The sequence below is a fragment of the Streptomyces sp. NPDC004065 genome (assembly GCF_044903565.1).
Lineage (GTDB): Bacteria > Actinomycetota > Actinomycetes > Streptomycetales > Streptomycetaceae > Streptomyces.
In genome coordinates this window covers 29879-52645 of record NZ_JBJDQT010000030.1, presented here as the reverse complement: position 1 = coordinate 52645, position 22767 = coordinate 29879, and the positions used below count along the sequence as shown (strand labels likewise).

At 75.3% G+C, this 22767-nt stretch carries 19 protein-coding genes; 14 read left to right on the top strand and 5 right to left on the bottom strand.

Annotated elements, in window-relative coordinates:
- Positions 1 to 177: 177 nt before the first annotated feature.
- On the bottom strand, positions 178 to 480 hold the full coding sequence (locus ACI2LW_RS27160; protein WP_404733851.1) for a hypothetical protein: 303 nt from the start codon (positions 478 to 480) through the stop codon (positions 178 to 180).
- Here ACI2LW_RS27160 and ACI2LW_RS27155 point away from each other — a divergent pair.
- Both ACI2LW_RS27155 and ACI2LW_RS27150 read left to right on the top strand, forming a co-directional pair.
- A complete protein-coding gene (locus ACI2LW_RS27155; RefSeq protein ID WP_404733850.1) occupies positions 457 to 1863 on the top strand; it encodes an FAD-binding oxidoreductase in 1407 nt (468 codons plus the stop codon). The genes ACI2LW_RS27160 and ACI2LW_RS27155 overlap by 24 nt on opposite strands.
- Before the next feature lie 251 nt (positions 1864 to 2114).
- Positions 2115 to 3359 carry an acyl-CoA dehydrogenase family protein gene (locus ACI2LW_RS27150; protein ID WP_404733849.1) on the top strand — a complete coding sequence of 415 codons (1245 nt, stop codon included), beginning with the start codon at positions 2115 to 2117 and terminating at the stop codon, positions 3357 to 3359.
- 14 nt (positions 3360 to 3373) lie between these two features.
- On the opposite strand, the gene ACI2LW_RS27145 is transcribed toward ACI2LW_RS27150, so the two are convergent.
- Entirely contained in the window at positions 3374 to 4405 is a 1032-nt protein-coding gene (locus ACI2LW_RS27145; RefSeq protein WP_404733848.1) for an NAD-dependent epimerase/dehydratase family protein, read from the bottom strand.
- A 215-nt stretch (positions 4406 to 4620) separates the two neighbouring features.
- On the opposite strand from ACI2LW_RS27145, the gene ACI2LW_RS27140 reads away from it, so the two are divergent.
- On the top strand, positions 4621 to 5385 hold the full coding sequence (locus tag ACI2LW_RS27140) for a glucose 1-dehydrogenase (RefSeq protein ID WP_404733847.1): 765 nt from the start codon (positions 4621 to 4623) through the stop codon (positions 5383 to 5385).
- A gap of 784 nt (positions 5386 to 6169) precedes the next feature.
- On the opposite strand, the gene ACI2LW_RS27135 is transcribed toward ACI2LW_RS27140, so the two are convergent.
- Positions 6170 to 7216: a ScbA/BarX family gamma-butyrolactone biosynthesis protein gene (locus ACI2LW_RS27135; protein ID WP_404733846.1), complete on the bottom strand. Its 1047-nt coding sequence runs from the start codon at positions 7214 to 7216 to the stop codon at positions 6170 to 6172.
- Between the two features lie 175 nt (positions 7217 to 7391).
- Here ACI2LW_RS27135 and ACI2LW_RS27130 point away from each other — a divergent pair, with 175 nt between their 5' ends.
- A complete protein-coding gene (locus ACI2LW_RS27130) occupies positions 7392 to 8132 on the top strand; it encodes a ScbR family autoregulator-binding transcription factor (RefSeq protein WP_404733845.1) in 741 nt (246 codons plus the stop codon).
- 153 nt (positions 8133 to 8285) lie between these two features.
- On the opposite strand, the gene ACI2LW_RS27125 is transcribed toward ACI2LW_RS27130, so the two are convergent.
- Both ACI2LW_RS27125 and ACI2LW_RS27120 read right to left on the bottom strand, forming a co-directional pair.
- The gene (locus tag ACI2LW_RS27125; protein WP_404733903.1) at positions 8286 to 8942 is read right to left on the bottom strand and encodes a maleylpyruvate isomerase N-terminal domain-containing protein; all 657 of its coding nucleotides are present in this window, start codon (positions 8940 to 8942) and stop codon (positions 8286 to 8288) included.
- A 98-nt stretch (positions 8943 to 9040) separates the two neighbouring features.
- A complete protein-coding gene (locus ACI2LW_RS27120; protein ID WP_404733844.1) occupies positions 9041 to 9685 on the bottom strand; it encodes a shikimate kinase in 645 nt (214 codons plus the stop codon).
- A gap of 180 nt (positions 9686 to 9865) precedes the next feature.
- Here ACI2LW_RS27120 and ACI2LW_RS27115 point away from each other — a divergent pair, with 180 nt between their 5' ends.
- From ACI2LW_RS27115 to ACI2LW_RS27070, 10 genes are all read left to right on the top strand, one after another.
- Positions 9866 to 10219, top strand: a complete 354-nt coding sequence (locus ACI2LW_RS27115) for a LysR family transcriptional regulator (protein WP_404733843.1) — start codon at positions 9866 to 9868, stop codon at positions 10217 to 10219.
- Positions 10220 to 10662: 443 nt separating this feature from the next.
- On the top strand, positions 10663 to 12213 hold the full coding sequence (locus tag ACI2LW_RS27110) for an FAD/NAD(P)-binding protein (protein WP_404733842.1): 1551 nt from the start codon (positions 10663 to 10665) through the stop codon (positions 12211 to 12213).
- A gap of 81 nt (positions 12214 to 12294) precedes the next feature.
- Positions 12295 to 13209: a class II aldolase/adducin family protein gene (locus ACI2LW_RS27105; RefSeq protein ID WP_404733841.1), complete on the top strand. Its 915-nt coding sequence runs from the start codon at positions 12295 to 12297 to the stop codon at positions 13207 to 13209.
- 130 nt (positions 13210 to 13339) lie between these two features.
- Positions 13340 to 14524, top strand: coding sequence for a chorismate synthase (aroC, locus tag ACI2LW_RS27100; RefSeq protein ID WP_404733840.1), 1185 nt, complete (start codon positions 13340 to 13342; stop codon positions 14522 to 14524).
- Between the two features lie 8 nt (positions 14525 to 14532).
- Positions 14533 to 15831 (top strand): 3-dehydroquinate synthase family protein, encoded by a 1299-nt coding sequence (locus ACI2LW_RS27095; protein ID WP_404733839.1) that lies wholly within the window; start codon positions 14533 to 14535, stop codon positions 15829 to 15831.
- Entirely contained in the window at positions 15828 to 17207 is a 1380-nt protein-coding gene (locus tag ACI2LW_RS27090; RefSeq protein ID WP_404733838.1) for a transposase, read from the top strand. Before ACI2LW_RS27095 ends, ACI2LW_RS27090 begins: the two co-directional genes overlap by 4 nt.
- A 32-nt stretch (positions 17208 to 17239) precedes the next feature.
- A complete protein-coding gene (locus tag ACI2LW_RS27085) occupies positions 17240 to 18055 on the top strand; it encodes a hypothetical protein (RefSeq protein ID WP_404733837.1) in 816 nt (271 codons plus the stop codon).
- Complete coding sequence (locus tag ACI2LW_RS27080) at positions 18052 to 19092, top strand: transaldolase family protein (protein WP_404733836.1); 1041 nt, start codon at positions 18052 to 18054, stop codon at positions 19090 to 19092. Before ACI2LW_RS27085 ends, ACI2LW_RS27080 begins: the two co-directional genes overlap by 4 nt.
- Positions 19093 to 19458: 366 nt before the next feature.
- On the top strand, positions 19459 to 20544 hold the full coding sequence (locus ACI2LW_RS27075; RefSeq protein WP_404733835.1) for a helix-turn-helix domain-containing protein: 1086 nt from the start codon (positions 19459 to 19461) through the stop codon (positions 20542 to 20544).
- Positions 20541 to 22766, top strand: a complete 2226-nt coding sequence (locus ACI2LW_RS27070) for a BTAD domain-containing putative transcriptional regulator (protein WP_404733834.1) — start codon at positions 20541 to 20543, stop codon at positions 22764 to 22766. The genes ACI2LW_RS27075 and ACI2LW_RS27070 overlap by 4 nt, the downstream gene beginning before the upstream one ends.
- The last annotated feature ends 1 nt before the right edge of the window (position 22767 follow it).

Sequence of the window (22767 nt, the reverse complement as noted above, 5' to 3'; positions counted from 1 at the left end):
GGCTGAGGCAGGGGTGGGGCAACGACGAGGAAGCAGCGACGTCAACGGCAACGGCGGCAGCAGGCGGGGGAGGCGGCAAGCACCGGCACCGGCACGCCGGCGACGGCAGCAGCGACGCGGCGACGGACGCGGGTGGGCGCCGAAGGTGTGCGCGAACTCGGCAAGGGGCGTGCGCGCTCACAGCAACGTACCGGCAACGCGGTTTTCTACCATGGCAGCGTCGTCCATCCACCTGCCCTGCGCACCGGGCCCAAGGAACGCCGAGGTCTGCCCATGACCCTCCTCCCCGCAACCGGCGCTCAGCAGCACCAGGATCAGCACCGGGATCAGCACCGGAATCCCGCCGGACCGGGTGCCCACGTCGGTGCCGGTCCAGGTACCGGCACCGAGGCCGGTGCCGGTCTGCGTGCTGTGCTCGCAGGCGTCGGGCAGGTGGTGGGCGCCGACCGGGTGCGGTTGCCCGACGAGGAGACGACCCATGCCCCGGTCACGACGCTCGGCCCGAACACCGGCCGGTTCCGCTCCCGTTCGGTGTTCGCGGTCGTCCGGCCCCGCACCGCCGGCGAAGTGCGCCGTGTCGTGGAGCTGTTCGCCGACAGCGACGTCACCGCACCGCTGCACGCGTACGGCACCGGCGCCAACTGGGGCCTCGGCTCACGGGAACCAGCCCGGGACGGGGCGGTCGTACTGGACCTGTCCGGGCTGGACCGGGTCCGGGACATGGACGTCGCCCGGGGCTGGGCGGTGATCGAGCCCGGCGTCACCCAGGCGAGGCTCGCCGGGCTGCTCCAGGGCACCGAGCGGATGCTGAACGTCACCGCGTCCTCCGCGCACACCAGCGTCCTGGGCAACGCCCTGGACCGCGGGGTGGGACTGCGTCACCAGCGGGTCGAGGACCTGGTGGGCCTGGAGGTGGTCCTGCCCGACGGGGAGCTGGTGCGGGTGGGCTGGTGGCCGGAGCGGGACCGCTGTACGCCCGTCTACGGCCACGGACTCGGCCCCTCCCTGGTGCAGCTGTTCGTCCAGTCCGGTCTCGGCGTGGTGACGGCCGGGACGGTCAGGCTGCTGCCGCGGCCGGAGGCGCTGCGCGTGGTCCGCCTCACCTTCACGCCGGACCGGCTCGGTGCGGCCACCGCCGAGGTGCGCCGCTGGGTCGCCCAGGGCCTCACCCGTGGCGTGGTGAAGGTCTACGACGAGACCGCCGCCCGTGCCTACGGCAGCCCGGCCGGCGAGTACCTGGTCCATGTGTGCGTCGACGGGACCCGGGAGGCGGTGGAGGCGCTGAGCGGTGTCCTCACCGCCGAGGCCGTGCGTTCGGGACTGTTCACCGAGGTGTCCGACGGCGACGCCGCCGACCCAGGATCCGCCCACCACGACGTCGCCGTACGGGTCGAGCGCGCCTACGCGGGCGACCCCGACCCCACGGACGCCCTGTTCGAGGCCAAGACGGGCCATCCGGCCGGGCGTCTGGACGCCGAGGGCGGCTTCCTGTTCTTCCTCCCGCTGGTGCCCTTCACCGGGGAGGCGATCACGCGGGCCGGTGCCCTGCTGGAGCAGGTCCGCGCCGAGACCGGGATCCGCTGCGGGGCCACGTTCAACGCCCTCGACGCGGACGTCGTCGACTGCGTCGTGACGATGAGGTTCGCCCGCGCGGACGAAGCCGCCGTCGCGAACGCCCACCGGGCCCTGGACCGGCTCTACGCCCTCTTCACGGCCGAGGGGTTCATCCCCTACCGCCTCGACGTCGAGCACACCGAGTGGACCGGCCGGCTCACCCCGGGCACCGGGGAACGGGCCCTCGCCCGGCGGCTGAAGGACCTCCTCGACCCGCGCCAGGTCATCGCCCCGGGGCGCTACGCGTGAGCGCGGTTCACGGACGGCACTCGTCGGCCGCCCAGGACGGTGCCGTGGACGCCCCGCGGGGGTCCGCGGGTTCCCCGCAACGGCCCCGGCGATCCCGGGACATGTCCCCGGACGCCCCGAAAAGGCCCGTATACGCCCCTCAGCGGCCCGTGGACGGCCGAAAGGGGGCTGCGGGTGGTCCAGGTGCCTCCGATGGCCGGGAGGGCGTCACGGGGGCGCCTGGGGATCCGGCGGCGCGTGGGACCCGTGCGGTGCCCGGGGCGCCGACCGCCGAACAGATCGCGGTGCCGGGGGCGCCGACCGCCGAGCAGATCCTGCGACGGGCCCGGGCCGTGGCTCCGCGGCTGCGGGAACGGGCCGAGGAGATCGAGCGGAGGCGGCGGTTGCCGGCCGACGTGGTGGAACTGCTGCGCGGCACCGGCGTGTTCCGGATGGCCGTGCCCAGGGCCTTCGGCGGCCCCGAACTCGACGCCGTGCAGCAGACGGAGGTCATCGAGGCCCTCGCCACCGGTGACGCCTCGGCCGCATGGTGCGCCATGATCGGCATGGACACCGCCATCTACGCCGGCTACCTCGGCGAGGACGTCGCCCGCCGGCTGCTGGCGGACCCCGACGCCGTCACCGCCGGGGCGATCATGCCGATGGGACGCGCCGAACGGGTGCCCGGCGGCTACCGGGTCACCGGACAGTGGCACTTCGGCAGCGGCATCACCCACTGCACCTGGGTCGTCGGAGGCGTCCTGGTCACACGGGACGGCGCGCTCGAACCCGGTCCGCCCGGCGCGCCGGGCAACTGGCGGATCGTGGTCGCGCCCGTCGAGGACTTCGAACTCCAGGACACCTGGCACACCACGGGCCTGGCCGGCTCGGGCAGCCTCGACTACCGCACGGAGAACCTGTTCGTGCCCGAGGAGCACACCTTCAGCTTCACCACCCCCCGCGTGCGCGGCGCCGCGGCCACCCCCGACGCCGTGCTGCGGAACATGCCGGGCGTGCCGCTGGGCGTGGCCCGCGCCGCCCTGGACGACGTACGGCAGCTGGCCGCCACGCGGACCGACCGCGCCACCGGCACGCCGTGGACCGAGGACTACCGGGTGCAGACCGTCATCGCCCGTGCCGAGATGGACCTGGCCGCCGCGCGCTACGCGGTCCTGGGAAGTCTGCGCGAGCAGTGGGACGCGCTCGAGGCCGGGCGCGAGCAGACGCCGGACGAGCGGGTGGCCACCGTGCTCGCCCGGGTCAACGCCTTCCGCACCGCCCGGTCGGTGGTGGCCTCCCTGTTCGACCTCGTGGCCACGGCCGCCGTCCACCGGCCCTCCGTCCTCGACCGCCGGCTGCGCGACCTGAACGTCATGTGCCAGCACGTCATGGCCCAGGAAGAGGTCGTCCAGTCCGCCGGAGCCCATCTCCTGGGCGGCACTCCGCGCAACCTCTACGGCATCGGCCTCGTCCCTGTCCCTGTCCCGGCCCCGGCCCCGGCCCCGGCCTCGGCGTGACGGCCGCCCCCGGCCTACCGGACCGCGGCCGGGAGCGGGGCCACGGACGGGACCGGGACCGGGACCGGAACAGGGGCCGCCTCCTGCCGTCGTTCGGCCGCGAGGTGGGAGCGGTACCAGGGCGCGCCCAGGGCGAAGTCCTCGGCGAAGCTCCTTGCGGGCGTCTGTCCCAGCAGCCGCCACAGCCTGGAGGTGTCGTACCAGTGGTCGACCGTCAGCAGCGACAGCCGGCGCCGCCACTGCGGGTCGTCGTGCGTGCCGGGCCAGACGCGGGCCTGGGCGTGGGAGACCTCGCCGTCGGGCAGCAGCAGGCCCACGGCCCGCGCCGCCGCCGTGAACAGCTCCCGGCCGCTGACCGGTTCGGGGCGCCCGGCGTGCAGGACCTCACCGCGCGGGAGCCGCGACGTCAGCGCCAGGCGGGCGATCACCCAGGCCAGGTCGTCGGCGCCGATGACCGACATCAGCGCCCTGCCACCGTCCACCCAGTGCGGCAGCACACCCATGAACCGCACCATCGACGGCACCACCCACATGTCTCCGGCGCCGTAGACCAGGTGCGGGCGCAGCACCAGGCCGCCCGCCGCGAGCACCCGCTCCTCGCCGGCGAGCCGGGTGACGCTGGTCGGCGACACCGGTCCGACGGCCAACTCGCCCTCCGCAGCGCCCAGATGGCGGCCGTCGCGGTAGACGGCCGTGGTGCCGAGCTTGACGATCCGGGTGACACCGGCCCGTTCCGCCTCGGCGAGCAGCGCCCGGGTGCCGGTGTCGTTGACCGCACGGCACTGCTCGGGGCTGCCGCCGATCTGGGAGGCCAGGTGCAGCACGGTGTCGACGCCGTCGCACAGGCCGTGCAGGGAGGCGGGGTCGCTCAGGGTGCCCCGGTGCACGTCCACCCGGCCGGTGCCGGGCAGCCGTGGCCGGCTGCGGTGGACCAGCAGGCGGAGCCGTGGCGCGCTGGGGTGGGGATGGGCGGAGGCGAGCAGGGACGCCACCCTGGCACCGACGAATCCGGTGCCCCCCGTGATCAGAATGCGTTGTCCTGCCATGTGCTCGTCCCTTTCAGCCGCGTGCGGGTGCGGACGGTTCAGGCGCGCGGTGCGCGCGCAGCGCTGGATTCAGGCCGGGTGCGTCAAGTCGACGCGACGGGCCGCAGGCCCCCCGAAGGGCACGAGTCGTGCCGGGGGCGGACGGGGAGGAAGACGATCAGGCCAAGGGTTTGCCGGAGCGATAGTGGAAGGCCTTCCTCCGATAGCTTGGGATCATGACGCAACGGGGCCTCCTCGCAGGCAAATGTGCCTTTGTCACCGGAGCGAGCAGCGGTATCGGGGCCGCCGCCGCCCGGGTGTTCTGTCGCGAAGGGGCGGCCGTCATGCTGGTGTCCCGGCGCGAGGACCGGCTGGCCGCTCTGGTCGAGGAGTTGCGGGGCAAGGGGTACGAGGCCGACTACGTGAAGGCCGATGTCGTGTGCGGCGGCGAGGTGTCCGCCGCCGTGGACCGGACGGTGAGCAGGTTCGGCGGGCTGGACGTCGCCTTCAACAACGCCGGAGCCGGTGCGATGCAGACGCCGATGCACCTCATGCCGGACGAGGTGTACGACACGCTCATGGACACCAATGTGCGCGGGGTGTGGAACTGCATGCGCCACCAGATCCGCGTGATGCTCGCGCGCGGCGGCGCGATCGTGAACACCAGCAGCACCGCCGGACTGGTGGCCACCCCGGTCGCCGCCCCCTACGTCGCCTCCAAGCACGCCGTACTGGGCCTGACCAAGGCCGCCGCCGTCGAGTACGCGGCGCAGGGCATCCGTATCAACGCGATCGCGCCCGGCTCCACGCACAGCGAGATGATCGACACCTGGCTCCAGCAGGACCCGGGTGCACGGGAGTTGCTGCTCGACGCGGCTCCCCTCCCGCACATCGCGGAACCCGAGGAGGTGGCCGAGGCGGCGGCCTGGCTGTGCAGCGACCGGGCCTCCTTCGTGGTCGGGGCCACCGTGCCGGTCGACGGCGGCTGGACGGTGCGCTGACCGTGGTGGTCCCACCCTTGCCGGCCGTGACGCGGTGACGGTGCCCTGGGCGGGCCGGCGCGTGGCGTAGGTACGGCGCATGGCGGAGGTACGGCGCATGACGGTGACGGCCGCTCGGCCGGAGCGGATCGGACACGTGCCTGAGCGCGTGTGTCTCCTCGCGTAGACGGCGAGGCCGGCCGGACGTCCTCCTCCTTTCCGGGTTCCTTTCATGGGGAGCGTGCTGCCGTCCCGTGCGTTCAGTGCCCTCCCGCGGCACGACGCGGTTCGGTCGCCGGCTCGCGGGAACGACGACCCGGCCGGACTGCGTGGTTCACGCGCCGGACGGGTGGGCAGGTGGGCGGGTGCCGCCCGGAAGGGCGGCGGGCACCGGACGGCGGAACGGCCGGAGTGTCGGCCGTCGGCCGTCGGCCGTCGGCTGTCGTACGCCGGAGTCGGGAACACGGGGGCGCCGGCATCGGGCACGGTACGAACGGCTGTGCCGCCAAGGGCTGTCGCCGCGAAGGGCTGCGCCGCGCACGGCTGCGCCACGGACCTCGGGCGGTGTGGGAACGCCCCGACGAGCGCCGTACGACGGGACGGCCGGCCGGGTGAACGCACGGCACCGCGCGGTGATGGGGCACCGGGGAGCCGGGGGAGCGTTCACGCCGGCCGTCGCTGGACGGCCCGAGTGGGGGGAGGGGGAGGAGCGGCGGTGCCGGGCGTCCTCCCCGGTGATGCGGGCGGCGTGCCGCCCCGGGCCCTCAAGGCCCTGCGTCGGGAAAGCCCTGGCCCGAGAGGGGCCTCAGCGGGTGACGGACTGCTCGAAGCGGATGGTGAAGGCGAGCTGTCCGTCCTGATGGCCCGTCACCTCGACGTGGGCCTTGCCGTCCTCGGCGATGCCGGGACGGGCCTCGATCCGGCACGGCGTGCCGAGTTCGACGTAGCGGCTGAAGGTCATCTCGGAGGCCTGGGGGTGGAAACGCCCGGTCGCCGCGCTGAGATGGGCGGCCTGCTGGGCGGCCTCGACGAGGACCATGGCCGGCACATGGTCGTTGGGCCGGTCGAAGAAGAGCTGGTTGGACGGATCGGCGCGCAGCTGCCACCCGCCGTCGGCGTCCTCGGTGAGGACCACGTCGCAGGTCCGGCTGCGGTGCACGATCGACGGGTCGATCGGGGCGGGCAGCGCGGCCGTCGGCCCCAGGGTGGAGGTGTCGGGGAGCTGGCCGCGTATTCGCAGGTAGGCCGCGGGCGAGGTGATGTTGAACCGGATCGAGCCGCTGCCGACCGTGCGGTCCCCCGACTTCAGCACCATCTCCATGGACACGCTCGCCGGCACGCTCGCACGCCGTCGCACCTCGGTGACCTCCACCTCCAGGGTCACGGACGCGGGGTCGGCGGACCGGGCCGGCAGCCAGCCGGTGTCGAGCCGGTGGCACAGCTGCCACATCACGAAGTGGTGCCCGAGCGGCACGCCCAGACCGGCGTGCGAGACGAGGAGCGTGGTCTGGCGGATCGTCTCCAGCACGAGTGAGGCGGTGTACCGGCCGTCCGGCGTGAGGTACAGCGCGTGCTCGCGCGGCCAGCGCGCGGAGACGGTGAAGCTGGTGTCGCTGTGCTGGGTCAGCTGTGTGGGCAGGACGTCCTTCAGGTGCGCCCGGTGCACCAGCGTCCTGTCGACGGGCAGAACCGGTGCGGCCTGCGTGTCCCCGGCCGCGGCGTTCGCTGTGACGTGCGCTTCGACCTGCGCTTGGACCTGCGCTTCGACGCGCGTCGCGGCGTCGGAATGTGTGGCGTGGTGCGTCCCCCGGTGGTTGTTCCGGACTGCCGTAGCCGTAGCACTCAAGGTCATTGCCGCTTCTTTCTGGGTGAAGGTGCATGACGTGTGGCGAGGTGCATGAGGCGTGGAGTATGGCTGATCCCCCCCCGCGCTCGGTAAGGTACAGGCATGCGGGTTTGTTTTTCAACGGGAAAGATGAACCGGCGTCAGGGCACATGGTTGCCGTCCCCCGGACGGCCGGGCACAGATGGGAGGCCGCGTGGCGCGTCAAGAGCGTGCGCTCAGGACCAGGAAAGCGATCTTGGAAGCGGCCGGGGAGGTCTTCGCGGAACACGGCTACGCGGGGGCCACGATCTTCGACGTCTACAGCAGGTGCGGGGTCACGAAGGGAGCGTTCTACTTCCACTTCCCCTCGAAGGTGGAGCTCGCCCAGGCCGTACTGGACGAGCAGGTGAGCGGTCAGCTCGGCTATCTGGACATGCCGCCGGCCGACCATCCGGTCAAGCTGCAGGAAGCCCTCGACGTGGGGCTGCTGGTGAGCCACCGGCTCACCTTCGACCGGATGCTCCAGGGAAGCATCCGGCTGGCCGTGGACCAGGTGCACGAGATCGACCGGCGTGTCCCGTACCAGGCGTGGATCGACGTGCACGTGGACATCCTCACCGAGTCCGAGCGGCGGGGGGAGCTGCTGCCCGGTGTGGACGTCTCCGACGCCGCGCAGATGATCGTCGGGGCGTTCAGCGGGGTGCAGTTGATGTCGGAGGTGATGAGCGACCGCAGTGACCTGGAGGAACGGGTCGCCGTCCTCTACCGCTCCCTCGCCCGGGCGATCGCGACGCCGGAGACACTGGAGAAGCTCGACATCGCCGCGGACCGCGGCAAGCGGCTCATGGCCAGGGTCGAGCGGGCGAAGCAGGAGGCGCAGGGGGCCCAGGAGGGACAGCAGGAGGGACTCAAGGGGCAGCGGCAGCGGCAGCCCACCGAGTGAACGGGTCCGCCGCAGGATCAGGGGGCCCGGCGGCGGACCCGCACCAACCCCCCACAGCCCCTCCCCGCGAGACGGCGTCGCGCGCACCCGCACGGGTGGTGCGGGGCGTACGTAGGCGCCGGAGCCGGGTCGCGGCCCGGGTGGCCGGCCTGCTCACCCGAGGACGAGCGGGAGTTCGGCGGCCCGTTCGCCCAGTGCGGCCCGCTCCGCGTCGGTCGGGGCGCGCCGTCCGGTACCGACCAGCAGCGCGTCCGCGTCGGAGAACGACGCGGGAAACGCGGCGCCCGCGATCCTCTCCAGCATCTCCCGCGACCGGGCCGGCCCTTCCGCGGGCGGTCCCGCCATGCCCGGCAGGTACGCGACCAGGTCGAGGTGGTGCAGCGTCCACTCCAGGACGTACGCGGACAGGTAGTCGCCCACGGTCAGCACCTCGTCGCGGGTGCGGACCCGCACGGCCGGGTCGGCGAGTCCGGCGGCGCGGCCGGCGGCGGAACCGACGTCGTCGAAGTGGAACTTGAGCAGCCACGGCTCCTCGTACGCGGCGGCCAGCCGGACGGTCAGCGCGTCGAGCGGGTCCTCACCGGTCGGCGGTGTCCCGGAGACCTCCCAGTAGGTCACCGCGTCGCGGGTCGGCTCCGTGTCGGCGGGGGTCACAAGGGTGATCAGGACGTCCTGCGCGTCGATGACCAGATGGCACACCAGGTCCCGCACGAGCCAGCCGGCGCAGCCGGACGGCCGTGCGAAGTCCTCGTCCGGGAGCTCCGCGACCGCCGTGCGCAAGGCCGTCCACGAGCGTGAGAAGAGATCCACGGGGTGTGAGATGAGGTCCACTCCGGCACGGTAGTCCGGTGCCGGAAGGGCGGACAAGGACAGGCGGGGACGGGCGCGGACCGGCATGGGCGGCCGGCTCACCCCATCGCCAGGGCCCGCAGCACCGCATCGGCGACCTCCTCGGCGCCCCGGCCGTCCGGCGTCACGGTCACCCGGGCGACCTCCCGGTACAACGGCGCTCGTCGCGCGGCCAGTTCCCGCAGCCGGACGGCGGCGTCCCCGGCCAGGAGCGGACGCCCCGTGACGGCACCCCGGCGGCCCAGCACCTCCCGTACCCCGGCGTCGACATGGACCACCGGACCGCCCACGAGCAGCGCCCGCGTCCCCGGGTCCTCGACGGCGCCGCCGCCCAGGGCCAGCACCCCGCGGTGGTGGGCGAGCGCGGCGCGCACCGCCGCCCGCTCCAACTCCCGGAAACGGCCCTCCCCTTGGGTCGCGAAGATCTCCGCCACGCTCTGCCCGGTACGGCGCTCGACGTCCTCGTCGGTGTCCCGGAGGCCGACGCCCAGCCGTCCGGCCAGCAACCGCCCCACGGTCGACTTGCCCGCTCCCGGCAGTCCCACCAGGACCGCCACCGGCCCCATGTCCGGTCCCGCGTACCAGAGTTCGGACGGGTGCGGAGCACTGGTGGTGGCGGGCGCGGTGGTGGGGGCAGTGGCGGTGGGCGCGGTGGTGGGGGCAGTGGCGGTGGGCGCGGTGGCCGGCCGGCGGGCGTCGGGCAAGGCGGTCTCCTGGGCGTGGGCGGGCGGACCGGTGCCGTCCGATTGTCGGGCGGACGCGGGGCCGGGGCCCAGGGCGACCTGACACGGCGTCGCACCGCCGTCGGGGTGTCGAAAGAATACAGGCAAGCTGGTATGTTATGTGGCGGTAGGTAGCCCGTGGCCGGAGAAGGGAGCCGTGTCATGCAGTTCCAGCACTTGCGCGCATTCCGTGAGGTGGCGGCCGAGCTGAGCTTCACGCGGGCCGCGCGGAACCTGCACTACGCCCAGTCGACCGTGACGGCCCAGATCAAGAGCCTGGAAGAGTCCGTCGGCACCGAGCTGTTCGACCGCAGCCGCCGTCAACTCGCCCTCACCGAGGCGGGGATGACGCTGTTACCGCACGCCGAGCGCATCATCGAGATCGCCGAGGAGGCCCGCCGGGAGGTCCGTGCCGCGCAGGCGCAGCGGGTGCCCGCCCCGCACGGGCGCCACGCCGCCGCGGTGCCGGTCGCGCCCTGCGCCGAGGCGCGCGCTCTACGGCGCACCCCGCTCTGAGGCGCGGCCCGAGGCCGTGTCCCGCGTGCACGTTCCGAGCGCCCTTGAGCACTCCGGGGCACTCCGAGCATCCGAGCGTCCGAGCACTCCGCAGCACCTTCCGAGCCCCACCGCGCGAGGCCCGCGACACCTCGCCTCTCCCCCCACGGCGGCCGGTCCCACCGGGACCGGCCGCCGTGCTCCTGTCGCCGTTCGGGGGCGGGAAACGGTGCGCGTGATTCCGCCAAAGCCGGTGCGCTGCGCGGCAAGTGGGCCCCCTGATCACTACCTACAGTCACTGAAGTCGAACGCCTCTGCTCCCGCGCCGCCCTGCCGTATGCGCGCCACCGCCGGCCGGTGCGGCGTCCGCGGCCGGCGCCCCCTCGGCGGCTCGTACTCGGGCTCCGTACTCCGTGCTTCGTGCTTCGTGCTTCGTGCTCCGTACATCGATTGGTGACTGACACATGCCCCCAGGAATCTCGATCGGCGTCGTCGGCGGCGGCGCGGCCGCCGTCTGCCTGATCGACGCGCTGGCCCGCAGCGGGACCGGGCCGGGCAGCCTCACCGTGTTCGAGCCGTCGCGGCACCTGTGGCGGGGCAGGGCGTACCAGGTGGACAGCGACACGGTGCGCGTGAACGCGCCGCCCGACGACATGTCCGTACGCGCCGGGGACCTCGACCACTTCGCGCGCTGGCTGGCCGCCCGCGACCGCACCACCGGCTCCGCCACCGCATGCGCCCAGGACGCCGACCGTTTCTCCGGCGTCCGCTTCGCACCGCGCCCGCTCTACGGCGAGTACCTGGAGGAGTCCGCGAACGCCGCCGTGGACGCGCTGCGGCGCGGCGGCTGGCGGGTCGAGATCGTCGCCCGCGCCGTCACCGAGGCCGTCCGGGAACCCCGCCGGGTGCTGCTGGACGCCGGCGACGGGCCCGCGCGCGCCGTCGACTACGCGGTCCTGTGCGTCGGCGGCGACGGCCCCCGGGACCTCTACGGACTGAGCGGCCTCCCCGGCTTCGTCGCCGACCCCTACCCGGTCTCCCGCTCGCTGCGGCGGATCGCCGCCGACGACCACGTGGCGGTGATCGGCAGCGGCCTGACCGCCGTCGACATCGTGCTCTCGCTGGCCGCCCGGGGGCACCGCGGCCCGATCAGCCTGCTGTCGCGGCGCGGCGTGCTGCCCGGCGTACGGCAGCGGCCCGTTCCCTTACGACTGCGGCACCTGACGCCCGAGCGGGTGCGCCACGAGGCCGCGGCGCGGCGGGAGCTGACCCTCGAGGACGTCGCCGCGGTGCTGCGGGCGGAGTTCCGGGACGCGGGGGCCGACCCCGGCGCCGTCGTCCGCGAGATCGAACGGGTCGACACGGAGGACCCGGTGGACCGGCTGCGCCGGCAGCTCGGCGAGGTGGACTCCCCGCACCTGGGACTGCGCATCCTCCAGCGCGCCGTACCGGAGACCGGCCCCGACCTGTGGCCCGTACTGCGGGAGGAGGACCGGCTGCACATCCTGCGCGCGCACCACCGCACCGTCATGAGCCTGTGCTGTCCCATGCCGCCCAGCAGCGCGGCGGTGCTGCTCGGCCTGGTCGAGGCGGGGCAGCTGAGGATGGTCTCCGGGCTGCTGGACGTCGTGCCCGCCGAGGAGGGCGGCTTCGACGTGCTCGCGGCCGACGGCACCGGGTTCCGCGCCACGAAGGTGGTCAACGCCGTCAACGCCTCCCACGGACGCGTCCCGGCCCGCGCCGTGTCCCTCGTGACCTCGCTGGTCCGGGCGCGGGCCGCCGGCCGCCATCCGCACGGCGGGCTGCACCTGGCCCGCGCCACCAGCCGCCTCACCCGCGACGGACGGCCCGACCCGCGCCTGTACGGGCTGGGCAACATCGCCGCCGGGGCCCTGTTCTTCACCTTCGGCATCCCCTCGCTGGTCGACCGGAGCGAGGACATCGTCAGCGCGATCCGCGACGACTTCGCCACCGTGACCGCCCCCCGCGGCCCGGCCCGGCTGACCGCGGCCTGACCGGACCGGACCGGACCGGACCTGAACGGAACCGAACGGCATGGCACGGCACGGCACGGCACCAGGAAGGAAACGTTCCCGATGACCACGACCACGACCACGAGCGCCACCGAACCCCGACCGCCCCGACCGCCCGGCACCCCGCCCACGGCCGCCACCGAGCCCCGCCCCGCCGGCACCACGGCCACCACCGAGCCCCGACTGCCCCGCCCGTCCCACCTGGCCGACACCGCCACCGGGCTGCCCCTGCCCGCCGAACCCCGGTTCGCCACGCACGAGGAGGCCCGCCGGCACCGCAAGCAGCGCCTGGCCGCGGCCGTCCGGCTGTTCGGCAAGTACGGCTTCGGCGAAGGGATCTCCGGCCACATCTCGGTGCGCGACCCCGAACACGCCGACCGCTTCTGGGTCAACCCGTTCGGCGTCTCCTTCCGGCACGTCCGGGTCGCCGACCTGATCTGCGTGGACGGCGAGGGGCGGGTGGTCAGCGGCCACCACCCCGTCAACCCCAGCGCGTTCGTGATCCACTCCCAGATCCACGAACTGCACCCGCACGCCACGGCCGCCGCCCACGGCCACACCCCCCACTCCCGCGCCCTGGGCGCCCTCGGCCGGCTGCTGGAGCCCATCGACCAGGAGTCCGCCGCCTTCTACGGCCGCCAGGTGCTCTACGGCGACTACGAGGGACCCTCCGTCTCCGTGGCCCAGGGCCGTGACATCGCGCACCGGCTCGGCGACAACCGGGCGGTCCTGCTGCGCCACCACGGCCTGATCACCGTGGGCGGCTCGCTGGACGAGGCGGTGCACTGGTTCCTCACCTACGACAGCTGCGCCCGGGTGCAACTGCTCGCCCGGGCCGCCGGAACCCCGGAGCCCCTCACCCACGGGCAGGCGCTCGCCGCCCGCGACGGATTCGGCGACGAACAGCTCGGCCGCTTCAGCTTCCAGCTGCTGTGGGAGGAGATCGTCGCCGAACAGCCCGACCTGCTCCAGGAATAGCCGGCGCGCATCCGCACCGCCCGGCGCGCACCCGCACCGCCCGGCGCGCATCCGCCCGGCCCGCCCGGCACCGCCCGGCCCCCCGGCGGCCACCGCACGGCCGCCCACCCAACCCCGCGAAGGAAGCACATTGTCCACTCTGCGATGGCTCACCGCCGGTGAGTCGCACGGACCGGCCCTGACCGCCGTGCTCGAGGGTCTGCCCGCCGGTGTGCACACCTCCACCGGCGACATCGCCGACGCCCTCGCCCGCCGCCGGCTGGGGCACGGCCGGGGCGCCCGGATGAAGTTCGAACGCGACGAGGTCGCCTTCGCCGGGGGAGTGCGCCACGGCCGCACGCTCGGCAGCCCGGTCGCCGTCCGCATCGCCAACACCGAATGGCCCAAGTGGCAAGCGGTGATGGCCGGCGATCCCGTACCCGCCGAGGCGCTGGCCGGCCAGGCCCGCAACGCGCCCCTGACCCGGCCCCGCCCCGGCCACGCCGACCTGGCCGGCATGCAGAAGTACGGCTTCGACGACGCCCGCCCGGTCCTGGAGCGGGCCAGCGCCCGGGAGACCGCCGCACGGGTCGCCCTGGGCCGCCTCGCCGAGTCCTTCCTCCAGCAGGCCTACGGCATCGCACTCGTCAGCCACGTCGTCGCCCTGGGCGGACGGCGCTCGCCCGGCGCCGCGCTGCCCGGGCCCGGGGACACCGCGAGGCTCGACGCGGACCCCGTGCGCTGCTTCGACCCGCAGGCCTCGGCCGCCATGGTCGCCGAGATCGACCGCGCGCACCGCGCCGGGGACACCCTCGGCGGAGTCGTGGAGGTCCTGGTGCACGGGCTGCCGCCGGGCCTCGGCTCCCACGTGCACTGGGACCGCCGGCTGGACGCCCGCCTGGCCGGGGCGCTCATGGGCGTCCAGGCCATCAAGGGCGTGGAGTTCGGCGACGGCTTCGCGCTCGCGGACGTACCCGGCTCGCGTGCGCACGACGAGATCCTGCCCGGGGCCGACGGGCTGCGCCGCGCCACCGGGCGCTCCGGCGGCGTCGAGGGCGGCATCTCCACCGGCGAGGTGCTGCGGGTGCGGGCGGCGATGAAGCCGATCGCCACCGTGCCGCGGGCGCTGGCCACCGTGGACGTGGCCAGCGGCGAGAGCACGGTCGCCCACCACCAGCGCTCCGACGTGTGCGCGGTGCCGGCCGCGGCCGTGGTCGCGCAGGCCGTCACCGCGCTGGTCGTCGCGGACGCGGCGCTGGAGAAGTTCGGCGGGGACAGCGTGGCCGAGACGGCCCGCAACCACCGCAGTTACCTGACCCATCTGGCCGTCAAGTGAGGCGCTCCATGATCTCTTCGTCTTCCGCCCGCACGGTGACCGCCCCGACGGCTCCGGCCGCCCAGGCCGCTGCCCCGGGCGAGCGGTCCGCCGCCCGGGCCGCCGCGTCGGTCGCCCAGGCCACTCAGGCCACTCGGGCCGCCGTGTCGGTCGCCCAGGTCGCCCGGTTCGCCGCCCAGGCAGCTGCCCCGGTCGTGCAGTCGGCCGCCCGGGTCGTGCGGTCCGCCGACCCGGCCGCCGGGCCCGTCCCCCGGGGGGCCGGCCCGGCGCCGTACCCGGTGGTCGTCGGGCACGGCCTCGCCGGGGACCTGAACCGCCTGCTGGGCGAGCACGCGCTGAAGGTCGCGCTGGTCCACCCGCCCGCGCTGGCGGCGGACGCCGCCCGTGTCACCGGTGAACTCGAACGGCACGGACGCCAGGTGGTCCCGCTGCCGGTGCCCGCCGGCGAGAGCGCCAAGGACGCGGGCGTCCTCGTCTACCTGTGGACGTGCCTGGCCCAGGCGGGCCTGACCGGCTCCGACGCGGTCGTCGCGCTCGGCGGCGGCGCCACCGCCGACCTGGCCGGCGTCCTCGCCGCCACCTGGCAGGGCGGCATCCGCCTGGTCCTGGCGCCCTCCACCCTGCTCGGCATGGTCGGCGCCGCGGACGGCGGCCGCGGCGCGCTGAACATCCCCCAGGGCAAGGACCTCGTCGGCGTCCGCCACCAGCCGGCCGGCGTCGTGTGCGACCTCGACCTGCTGCGTACGGTGCCGCCCGCCGACCACCTCGGCGGGCTGGCCGAGGTCGTCAAGACCGCGCTGGTCGCCGACCCGGACCTGCTGGACCCGATCGAGGCCGATCCGCGGGCGGCCACCGACCCCGGGAGCGACCTGACCGCGGAACTCCTCGAGCGTTCGATACGGCTCAGAGCCGGACTCGTCGCCGGGACGGACGGCCCCGGGGGGCGCGCGTTCCTCGGCTACGGCCACACCCTGGCCCACGCCCTCGAGCACACCGAGGGCTACCGCGTCCGGCACGGCCACGCCCTGTCCGTCGGCATGGTGTACGCCGCCGAACTCGCCCGCGCGGCGGGGCGGCTGGCGGACCACCACGTGGCCCGGCACCGCGGTGTGCTGGAAGCACTCGGCCTGCCCACGTCCCACCCGCGGCACGCCTGGGAACGGCTGAACGCCGCCCTGAGCACCGACGGCCGGTCCCGCGCCCGCCGGCTGAGCCTCGTCGTCCTCGACGCCCCGGGCCGCCCCGCGCTGCTGGACAACCCCGACCCGGCGCTGCTGCACGCCGCCTACACCCGGGTGGCGAGGTGAACCCCGCCGCCCCGGCCCCCACGCGGCTGCCGCTGCCGGGCGCGGCCACGGGCCCCGAGGGCGACGACGGATCGTACGGCTTGCACAGCTCGCACGGCTCGCACGGGGCGTACGACGGCCCGGACGGGGCGCACGGCGGGGCGACCGGGACGTACGACGGGGCGACCGGGACGTATGACAGGGCGACCGGGGAGCACGACAGGACGACCGGGGAGTACGGCGGCGCGGACCCGGCGTACGACGGTGTGGTCGGCGAGCTGGTGCGGCAGGTGCTCGGGCCGCTGCCCCGGCGGGACCAGCGGCGCAGCGGGGAGCTGTACATCCGTGGGCTGCTCGCGACGACCGGCCGCAAGAGCATCCGCAACATCGCCTCGCGGACCGGGGCGCCGGCCGACGCGCAGCGGCTGCACCACCTGGTCAGCGACTCCACCTGGCCGTGGCGCCCGCTGCGCGCGGCGCTGGCCGCGCACATGGTCCGCCTCGCGCCTCCCACGGCCTGGGTGGTGCACACCGCCACCACCCCGCGCACCGGCCGCACCGGCGTGGGAACCGACTACTTTGCCGACCCGCGCACCGGACGGTCCGTCAACGCCCAGCGCGCCGTGGGCCTGTGGGCGGCCGGCGCGCAGGGCGGCTACCCGGTCGACTGGCATCTGCGGCTGACCGCCCGCTGGCTGGACGACCCCCGTCTGCGCCGGCAGGCCGGCATCCCCGAGGAGGCCGCCGCCGTGGACGAGGCGGAGGCCGGGATCGCCCTCGTCCTGAACACCGCGCGGGCCACCGGTCCGGCGCAGCCGCCGGTCCTGCTGGACGCCCGGCACTCCGGGGCCGGCCGGGTCGCCGCCCGGCTCGCCGCGGCCGGCATCCCCTACCTGCTCCGCATCAGCACCTCCCAGTTGCTGGTCCCCCTCACCGCCGACGGCCGCCCCGCCGGCCCCCTGGCCACCGCCCGGCAACTGGCGGCCGGACGGCCCACGGGCCGCTGGAACCGGATCCCCGCCCCCGGCCCGGCCGCCGGCGTACGGGAGGTGGCCCGGCTGTCCTGCCGGGCGGCCGACGCGCCGCCCGGCCCGCGGCAGCGCCAGGTCCTGCTGGTGCAGACGGACCCCCACGCCCGCCAGGACGCCGCGTTCTGGCTGACCGACCTCGTCAACGCCCCCGTGGCGACCCTGGTCCGGCTGGCCGCCACCCCCGCCCGCGTGGCCCGGGACGTGACCCGCACCGGCCGCCGGGTCGGGCTGTACGACTTCGAGGGGCACACCTTCGCCGGCTGGCACCGGCACATCACGCTCGCCTCCGCCGCCCACGCCGCCGCCCTGCTCGCGCGCGCCGGGTCCCCGGCCGGGTCCCGGCCGCTGACCGACGTCGCCTGCTGAGGCGTGCGCTCGTCCAAGGAGAACTCGCACCCATGACCGCACCGTTGACCGAGCACGACGCCGCCCCGCTCGCCGAGCCGGTGTGGACCGAGGCCGACCGCCGCGCGGTCGACGTGGTCCGGACCCCGGCCGCCGAGGAGGCCCCGACCGCCGCTGCCCTGGCCGCCGATGGGACCCCGACCGCCGACGTGGGCCCGGCCGCCGACGCGGCCCAGGGTGTTGGTGCGGCCCGGGGCGCCGGTGCGGCCCGGGCTGCCGCCGGGTACGGCCACCCGGGCGCCGGCATCAGCCCTGCCCCGGCCACCCACCCGCCGGCCCCGGACGACTTCCGCACCCTTCGCCGCGAGGGCAGCCTGCCGCCCGCCCATCCCGAGTACCGTCACACCCCAGGTGTGGAGACGACGACCGGGCCGCTGGGCCGGGGACCGGCCACCGCCGTCGGCGGGGCGATGGCCGCCCGCCGCGAACGCGGCCTGTCCGACCCCGGGGCACCGCGGGGCACGTCTCCCTTCGACCACACGATCCGGGTCTTCGCCTCCGACGGGGACCTGCAGGAGGGCGTGAGCCATGAGGCGAGTTCCCTGGCCGGTCACCAGCGGCTCGGCAACCTGGTTGTGCGCGGGGACGGCAACCGGGTCCCGGTCGAGGGCGGCACCGCCGTCGCCGTGCCGGAGGACGTCCCCGCCCGCCACCGCGCCCGCGGCCGGCAGGTGCACCAGGTGGACCGGCCGGCCGGCGGGACGTGCCCCGAGGACGTCCCGCCGCTGCACGGGGCACTGACCGCCGCGCCCGGGAACGACGTCGAACGCGTCGGCGGCAGTGACGCCCCGCGCGGGGCCGTCCGGTGAGCGCCGCCGCGCTGTACGCGCCCGGTGCCCCGCGCGGGGCCGCGGTGGGCGCAGGGCCGTTCGGGGACGTGAGGGGCGGGGCACCGCTCGGCGTACTGCTGCACCAGCACACCCCTGCCGCGCCCGGGTCCCCGGGCACGCCGGTTCCGTATCCCGCCTACGAACGCCATCTGCGGGCCCTGGCCCGGCGCGGGCGGACCGGCGGCGGCGCGCTGGGCGAGCTGGTCGTGCACGCGGCGCGGCGCGCCGCCGACCTGCTGCGGGAGTGCCACGAGACGTCCGGGGGCGCCCACGGGTACGTCTGCGCCGCCGTACCGGTGCGGCTCGCGCACGATCCCCGGGCCGTACGGGCCGGAGCACGCGCCCTGCGCGACGCGGTCGGCCGGCCCAACCTGATGATCCGCGTCCCGGCCACCGACCCGGGCCTCGCGGCGATCACCGCGTGCCTGGCCGAGGGCATCGGCGTCCACGCCGGGCCCGTCGTCTCCCTCGAGCGCTACGCACGGCTGACGGACGCTCTGCTCACCGGCTGGGAGCGGGCGGCGGCCGCCGGGCACGACCTGGCCGCCGTACCGGTCGCCGTGTCGCTGCCCGTGCGCGGCCTGGACATCGGCGGGGGACAGGGGACCGGTCCCGCCGGCCGGAGCCCGGCCGCCGCCACGGTCCAGCTGGCCCACCGGATGCGCGAGGAGATCCACCAGGGCCCCCGCTGGCGCGCGCTCGCCCGGCAAGGGGCCCACCCGCACCGGCTGTTGTGGGACCCCGTCGCCGGGACGTCGCCGCAGGAGCGGTCCGCGGCGGGCGCGGGTGCGGGTGCGGATGCCGGTCCCGTCCCAGGCGCCCGCCCCGGCCCCGGCTTCGGGGAGGACCCCGCGTGGGCCTGGCGGGTCCTGGAGGAACTGTCGCGGCACGGCGTGTGCTACCGGACGCTGGCCGCCGACGCGGAGAGGGCCGCCCTGGCCCGCGCGGCCCGGCAGGAACGGAGCGTGGCCCGCACCGTGGCCGCCGCCCTCGCGGAGGCCGCAACCGGCCACTGAACGGACGCCGCAACCGGCCACCGGACAGATCCCGGCCACCGGACGGAGCCCGGCCACCGGACAGAGCCCGGCCACCGGACGGAGCCCGGACTCGACGCCGAGGCCGAACACGACGCCGAGCCGGGCGTAGACGGCGCACAGGCAGCGCGTGAAGGGGCGCGTCGGCGGCCGGAGTTGGCGTACGGAGCCGGCGTACGGAGCTCGACTGACGGGTCTGCCATGCCTTTTGCCCTGCGGGGTTGCGTTTCATCGGACTCTCCGATACAAATGGCAATACCAGCATGCGGGTATGTTTCCATGGTGTGAGGTGATGGAGTGACCAGCCGACGGCCGCTTCGTCCCCACGCACGGATGGAGGTCACCGCAGTGCCACGCCTCGACGCACGCAAGCCCGCACGGCCCGCCGGAACGCTGCTCGCGGACGGACCCGCACCCTCCGGCCGCGGGGGAGTGCAGATCGTCAGGGACCACGACGAGCCGCTCCGCGGGATGACGACGACCCATCAGTTCGGCGGGGTCCGGGTGACCCTGGTCCGGGGCGGCCCCGGCGAACTGGTCCGCCCGGCACGGCTGATCGCCGCGCACACGGCGGTTACGGCGGACGGTACGGCGGGTGGCGGTACGGCGGGCTGTCTGCGCGTACTGCGCCCGCTGTCCGGCGAGGTCTGGGTCTTCCAGGACGGCCGGCACGGCACCGTACGCGCCCCGCAGCTCGTCTGCTACGACAGCACCCGCCCGTACAAGGTGATCATGCCCGAGAACTTCCGGCTGGTGGACGTCACCGTGCCCCACCGGCTGGTCGGTCTGACCGCCGCCGAGGCCGACCGGGTGACCGCCCGCCCCTGGACCGGCACCGAGGGCCTGGCCGCGCTGCTGTCCTCCCTCCTCGAGGGGCTGGGCCGGCACGGCACCGAGGTCGAGACCGCGGTGGACCTGCTCGGCGGCAGCGTCGCCGGGCTGACCGCGGCCCTGTTCGCGGAGCGCATGCGCGAGTTCGCCGAGGACTCCCAGATCGCCCGGCAGGCGCTGATGCTCCAGATCCAGGCCTACGTCCGCCAGCGGCTGGCCGAGCCCCGGCTCAGCCCCGTGACGATCGCCCGCGACCACAACGTGTCGCTGCGCTACCTGCAGAAGATCTTCCAGGAGTACGGCAGCAGTCCGGCCCGCTGGATCCGCGACGAACGCCTGGCCCGCTGCCGCGCCGAACTCGCCGACCCCTCCCTGGACCACCTGCCCGTCGCGCTCATAGGCGAGCGGTCCGGACTGTACGGCGCCTCCCACTTCAGCCGGCTCTTCCGCGACCGCTACGGCACCACACCCAGCGAATACCGCAGGGAGCGGAGCGGAACGGAGCGGCTCACCAGGACCCGCACCCTCGAGTCCGCACGCGCCACCGGGGGCCGCGAGGGCCGCCGCACGACGTACGGGACGGGAAGGAACACGACGTCATGAACGCAACCGCACCGGCCGGCGCGCTGCGGATCGGGGTGCTCGGACCGCTCGAGGTCCGTGCCCGGGACGAGGACCGCACCCCCACCGCGCCCATGGCGCGACGGGCGCTGGCCCTGCTGCTGCTCAACGCCAACCGCCTGGTGTCCACGTCCTCGCTCATCGAGGAACTGTGGGAGGCCGATCCGCCGCGGCTGGCCCGCAAGACGGTGCAGACGTACGTCTACCAGATGCGCAAGGCGCTCCGCTGCCCCGCCGACCCCCACGAGCGGGTGCGCACCGCGCCCGGCGGCTACCGGATCGACCTGCGGCCGGGTGAACTGGACCTGTGGGAGTTCGACCACGCGGTGGTCCGGGCGCGCACCGCCCTGAGCGAGGGCGACCCGCGCACCGCGGCCACGCTGCTGCGTGAGGCGCTCGCGCTGTGGCGGGGCGAGCCGTTCGCCGGTCTGGAGACCGGGCCGATGCTCACCGCGCAGATCGCGCAGATCGCCGAGGCCAGGCTCAGCGCCCTCGAACTGCGGATCACGGCCGATCTGCAACTGGGCCGCCACCGCGGCCTGGTGGGGGAGCTGCTCCAGGTCACCGCCGACCATCCGCTCAACGAGGAGTTCACCGCGCACCTGATGCTCGCCACCCACCGCTCCGGGCAGCGCGCCACGGCCCTGGAGGCGTTCACCCGGCTGCGCCGCCGGCTCGTCGACGAACTGGGCATCGAGCCGTCCGAGCGGCTGCAGAAACTCCAGCGGGACGTACTCAGCGAATCCCTGCCGCAGCCGGCCGCGCCGCCGGCGATGCAGCCCGGCGCGCCGTCCCCGCCCCCGCCCGGAACGCCCTCCACGCCGCCCGGCGACGCACCGGCCCACACGTCGCCGGTCACCCAGTCCCCGCCGCCCGTGTCCCCGTTCCCGCCGCCGTACCGGCCGGCCCCCCAGGGACCGGCGGCGGGAACGGTGACGCCGGCCGGCACACGGCCCCGGGCCGCCATCACCACGTCGCGCCAACTCCCCCTCGACATACCGGACTTCACCGGTCGAGTCGCCGAGATGGCACGGCTCGCCGCACTCGCCGGACCGGCCGCCGCGGACCCGGCCGGCAGCCCCCGGCACCACGGCGCCCCCGCCTCCACCGCCTCCGCCGCCTCCGCCGATGCCACCGCGCCTTCCGACCCCACCGGCACCGCCTCCGGCGCGGGACCCGACGCGGGACCCGGCACCGGCCCTCGCGTCCTGGTGATCCTCGGCCCGGCCGGCGTGGGCAAGACGGCGCTCGCCGTGCACGGCGCGCACCAGCTGGCCCCCTACTTCCCGGACGGCACCCTCTACACCCGCCTGCACGACGCGCAGGACCGTCCCCGGGGGGCCGCCGCGGCCCTGGGCACCCTGCTGCGGGGCCTCGGGCTGGACACGGCCGGGCTGCCCGAGGACACCGACGAACTCTCCGGCATGTTCCGCGCCGCGAGCTCCGGCCGGTCGCTGCTGGTCATGCTGGACGACGCCGCGAGCACCGACCAGGTGCTGCCGCTGCTGCCCGCCGACGGCCACAGCCTCGCCCTGGTCACCTCCCGGGTCCGCCTGCCGGGCCTGCCCGGCGCCCGGAGCCTGTCGCTCGGCCCGCTGTCGCCCGCCGACGCGGCCGCCTTCTTCACCCGGCTGGCCGGAGCGGAGCGCCTCGCGGCCGACCGCGACCTGCTGGAGCGGGTGACCGGGCTGATGGGCAACTTCCCGCTGACCCTGCGGACGGTGGGCGAGAAGTTCGCGGCCCGCCCGATGTGGACGCTGCCCGACCTGGCCCGCGGTCTGACCAACGACGGCCACCTGGCGGCGGAGCTGCACGACGAGGCCTGCGACGTGCTCGCCCGCGCCTCGGGCGCGGTCGCCCGCCTCCCGCAGTCCCTGCACCGGGCCCTGTCCGTACTGGCCTCGGCCGGGCCGGACACCTTCGACATCACCACGGCCCGGCGCCTGCTGGGCGGCGACACCTGGTCCACGCAGTCCGTACTGGGCCAACTACTCGATCACCACGTGATACTGACGGCTCATCAGTCCGCCCAACAGTCCACCGGCACCCCCGACGCCGGCACCCCCGAGTACCGGGTCCCGGAACTGATCCGCCTGGTCTTCCCGTCCCCCGACGACGCCCAACTCCACGTCCTCCCCACCCCGTCCACCAACCCCCGCCTGCACCCCCACACGGTGGCGGGCGTACTGACCGCCACGGGTTGAG

What these genes read in the sequence shown, in the direction of transcription:
- ACI2LW_RS27140 (WP_404733847.1), top strand. Translation starts at nt 4,621, where the DNA reads ATGACGCAACGGGGCCTCCTCGCAGGCAAATGTGCCTTTGTCACCGGA.
- ACI2LW_RS27160 (WP_404733851.1), bottom strand. Translation starts at nt 480, where the DNA reads ATGGGTCGTCTCCTCGTCGGGCAACCGCACCCGGTCGGCGCCCACCAC.
- ACI2LW_RS27070 (WP_404733834.1), top strand. Translation starts at nt 20,541, where the DNA reads ATGAACGCAACCGCACCGGCCGGCGCGCTGCGGATCGGGGTGCTCGGA.
- ACI2LW_RS27105 (WP_404733841.1), top strand. Translation starts at nt 12,295, where the DNA reads ATGACCACGACCACGACCACGAGCGCCACCGAACCCCGACCGCCCCGA.
- ACI2LW_RS27095 (WP_404733839.1), top strand. Translation starts at nt 14,533, where the DNA reads ATGATCTCTTCGTCTTCCGCCCGCACGGTGACCGCCCCGACGGCTCCG.
- ACI2LW_RS27115 (WP_404733843.1), top strand. Translation starts at nt 9,866, where the DNA reads ATGCAGTTCCAGCACTTGCGCGCATTCCGTGAGGTGGCGGCCGAGCTG.
- ACI2LW_RS27110 (WP_404733842.1), top strand. Translation starts at nt 10,663, where the DNA reads ATGCCCCCAGGAATCTCGATCGGCGTCGTCGGCGGCGGCGCGGCCGCC.
- ACI2LW_RS27085 (WP_404733837.1), top strand. Translation starts at nt 17,240, where the DNA reads ATGACCGCACCGTTGACCGAGCACGACGCCGCCCCGCTCGCCGAGCCG.
- ACI2LW_RS27145 (WP_404733848.1), bottom strand. Translation starts at nt 4,405, where the DNA reads ATGGCAGGACAACGCATTCTGATCACGGGGGGCACCGGATTCGTCGGT.
- ACI2LW_RS27135 (WP_404733846.1), bottom strand. Translation starts at nt 7,216, where the DNA reads ATGACCTTGAGTGCTACGGCTACGGCAGTCCGGAACAACCACCGGGGG.
- ACI2LW_RS27130 (WP_404733845.1), top strand. Translation starts at nt 7,392, where the DNA reads ATGGGAGGCCGCGTGGCGCGTCAAGAGCGTGCGCTCAGGACCAGGAAA.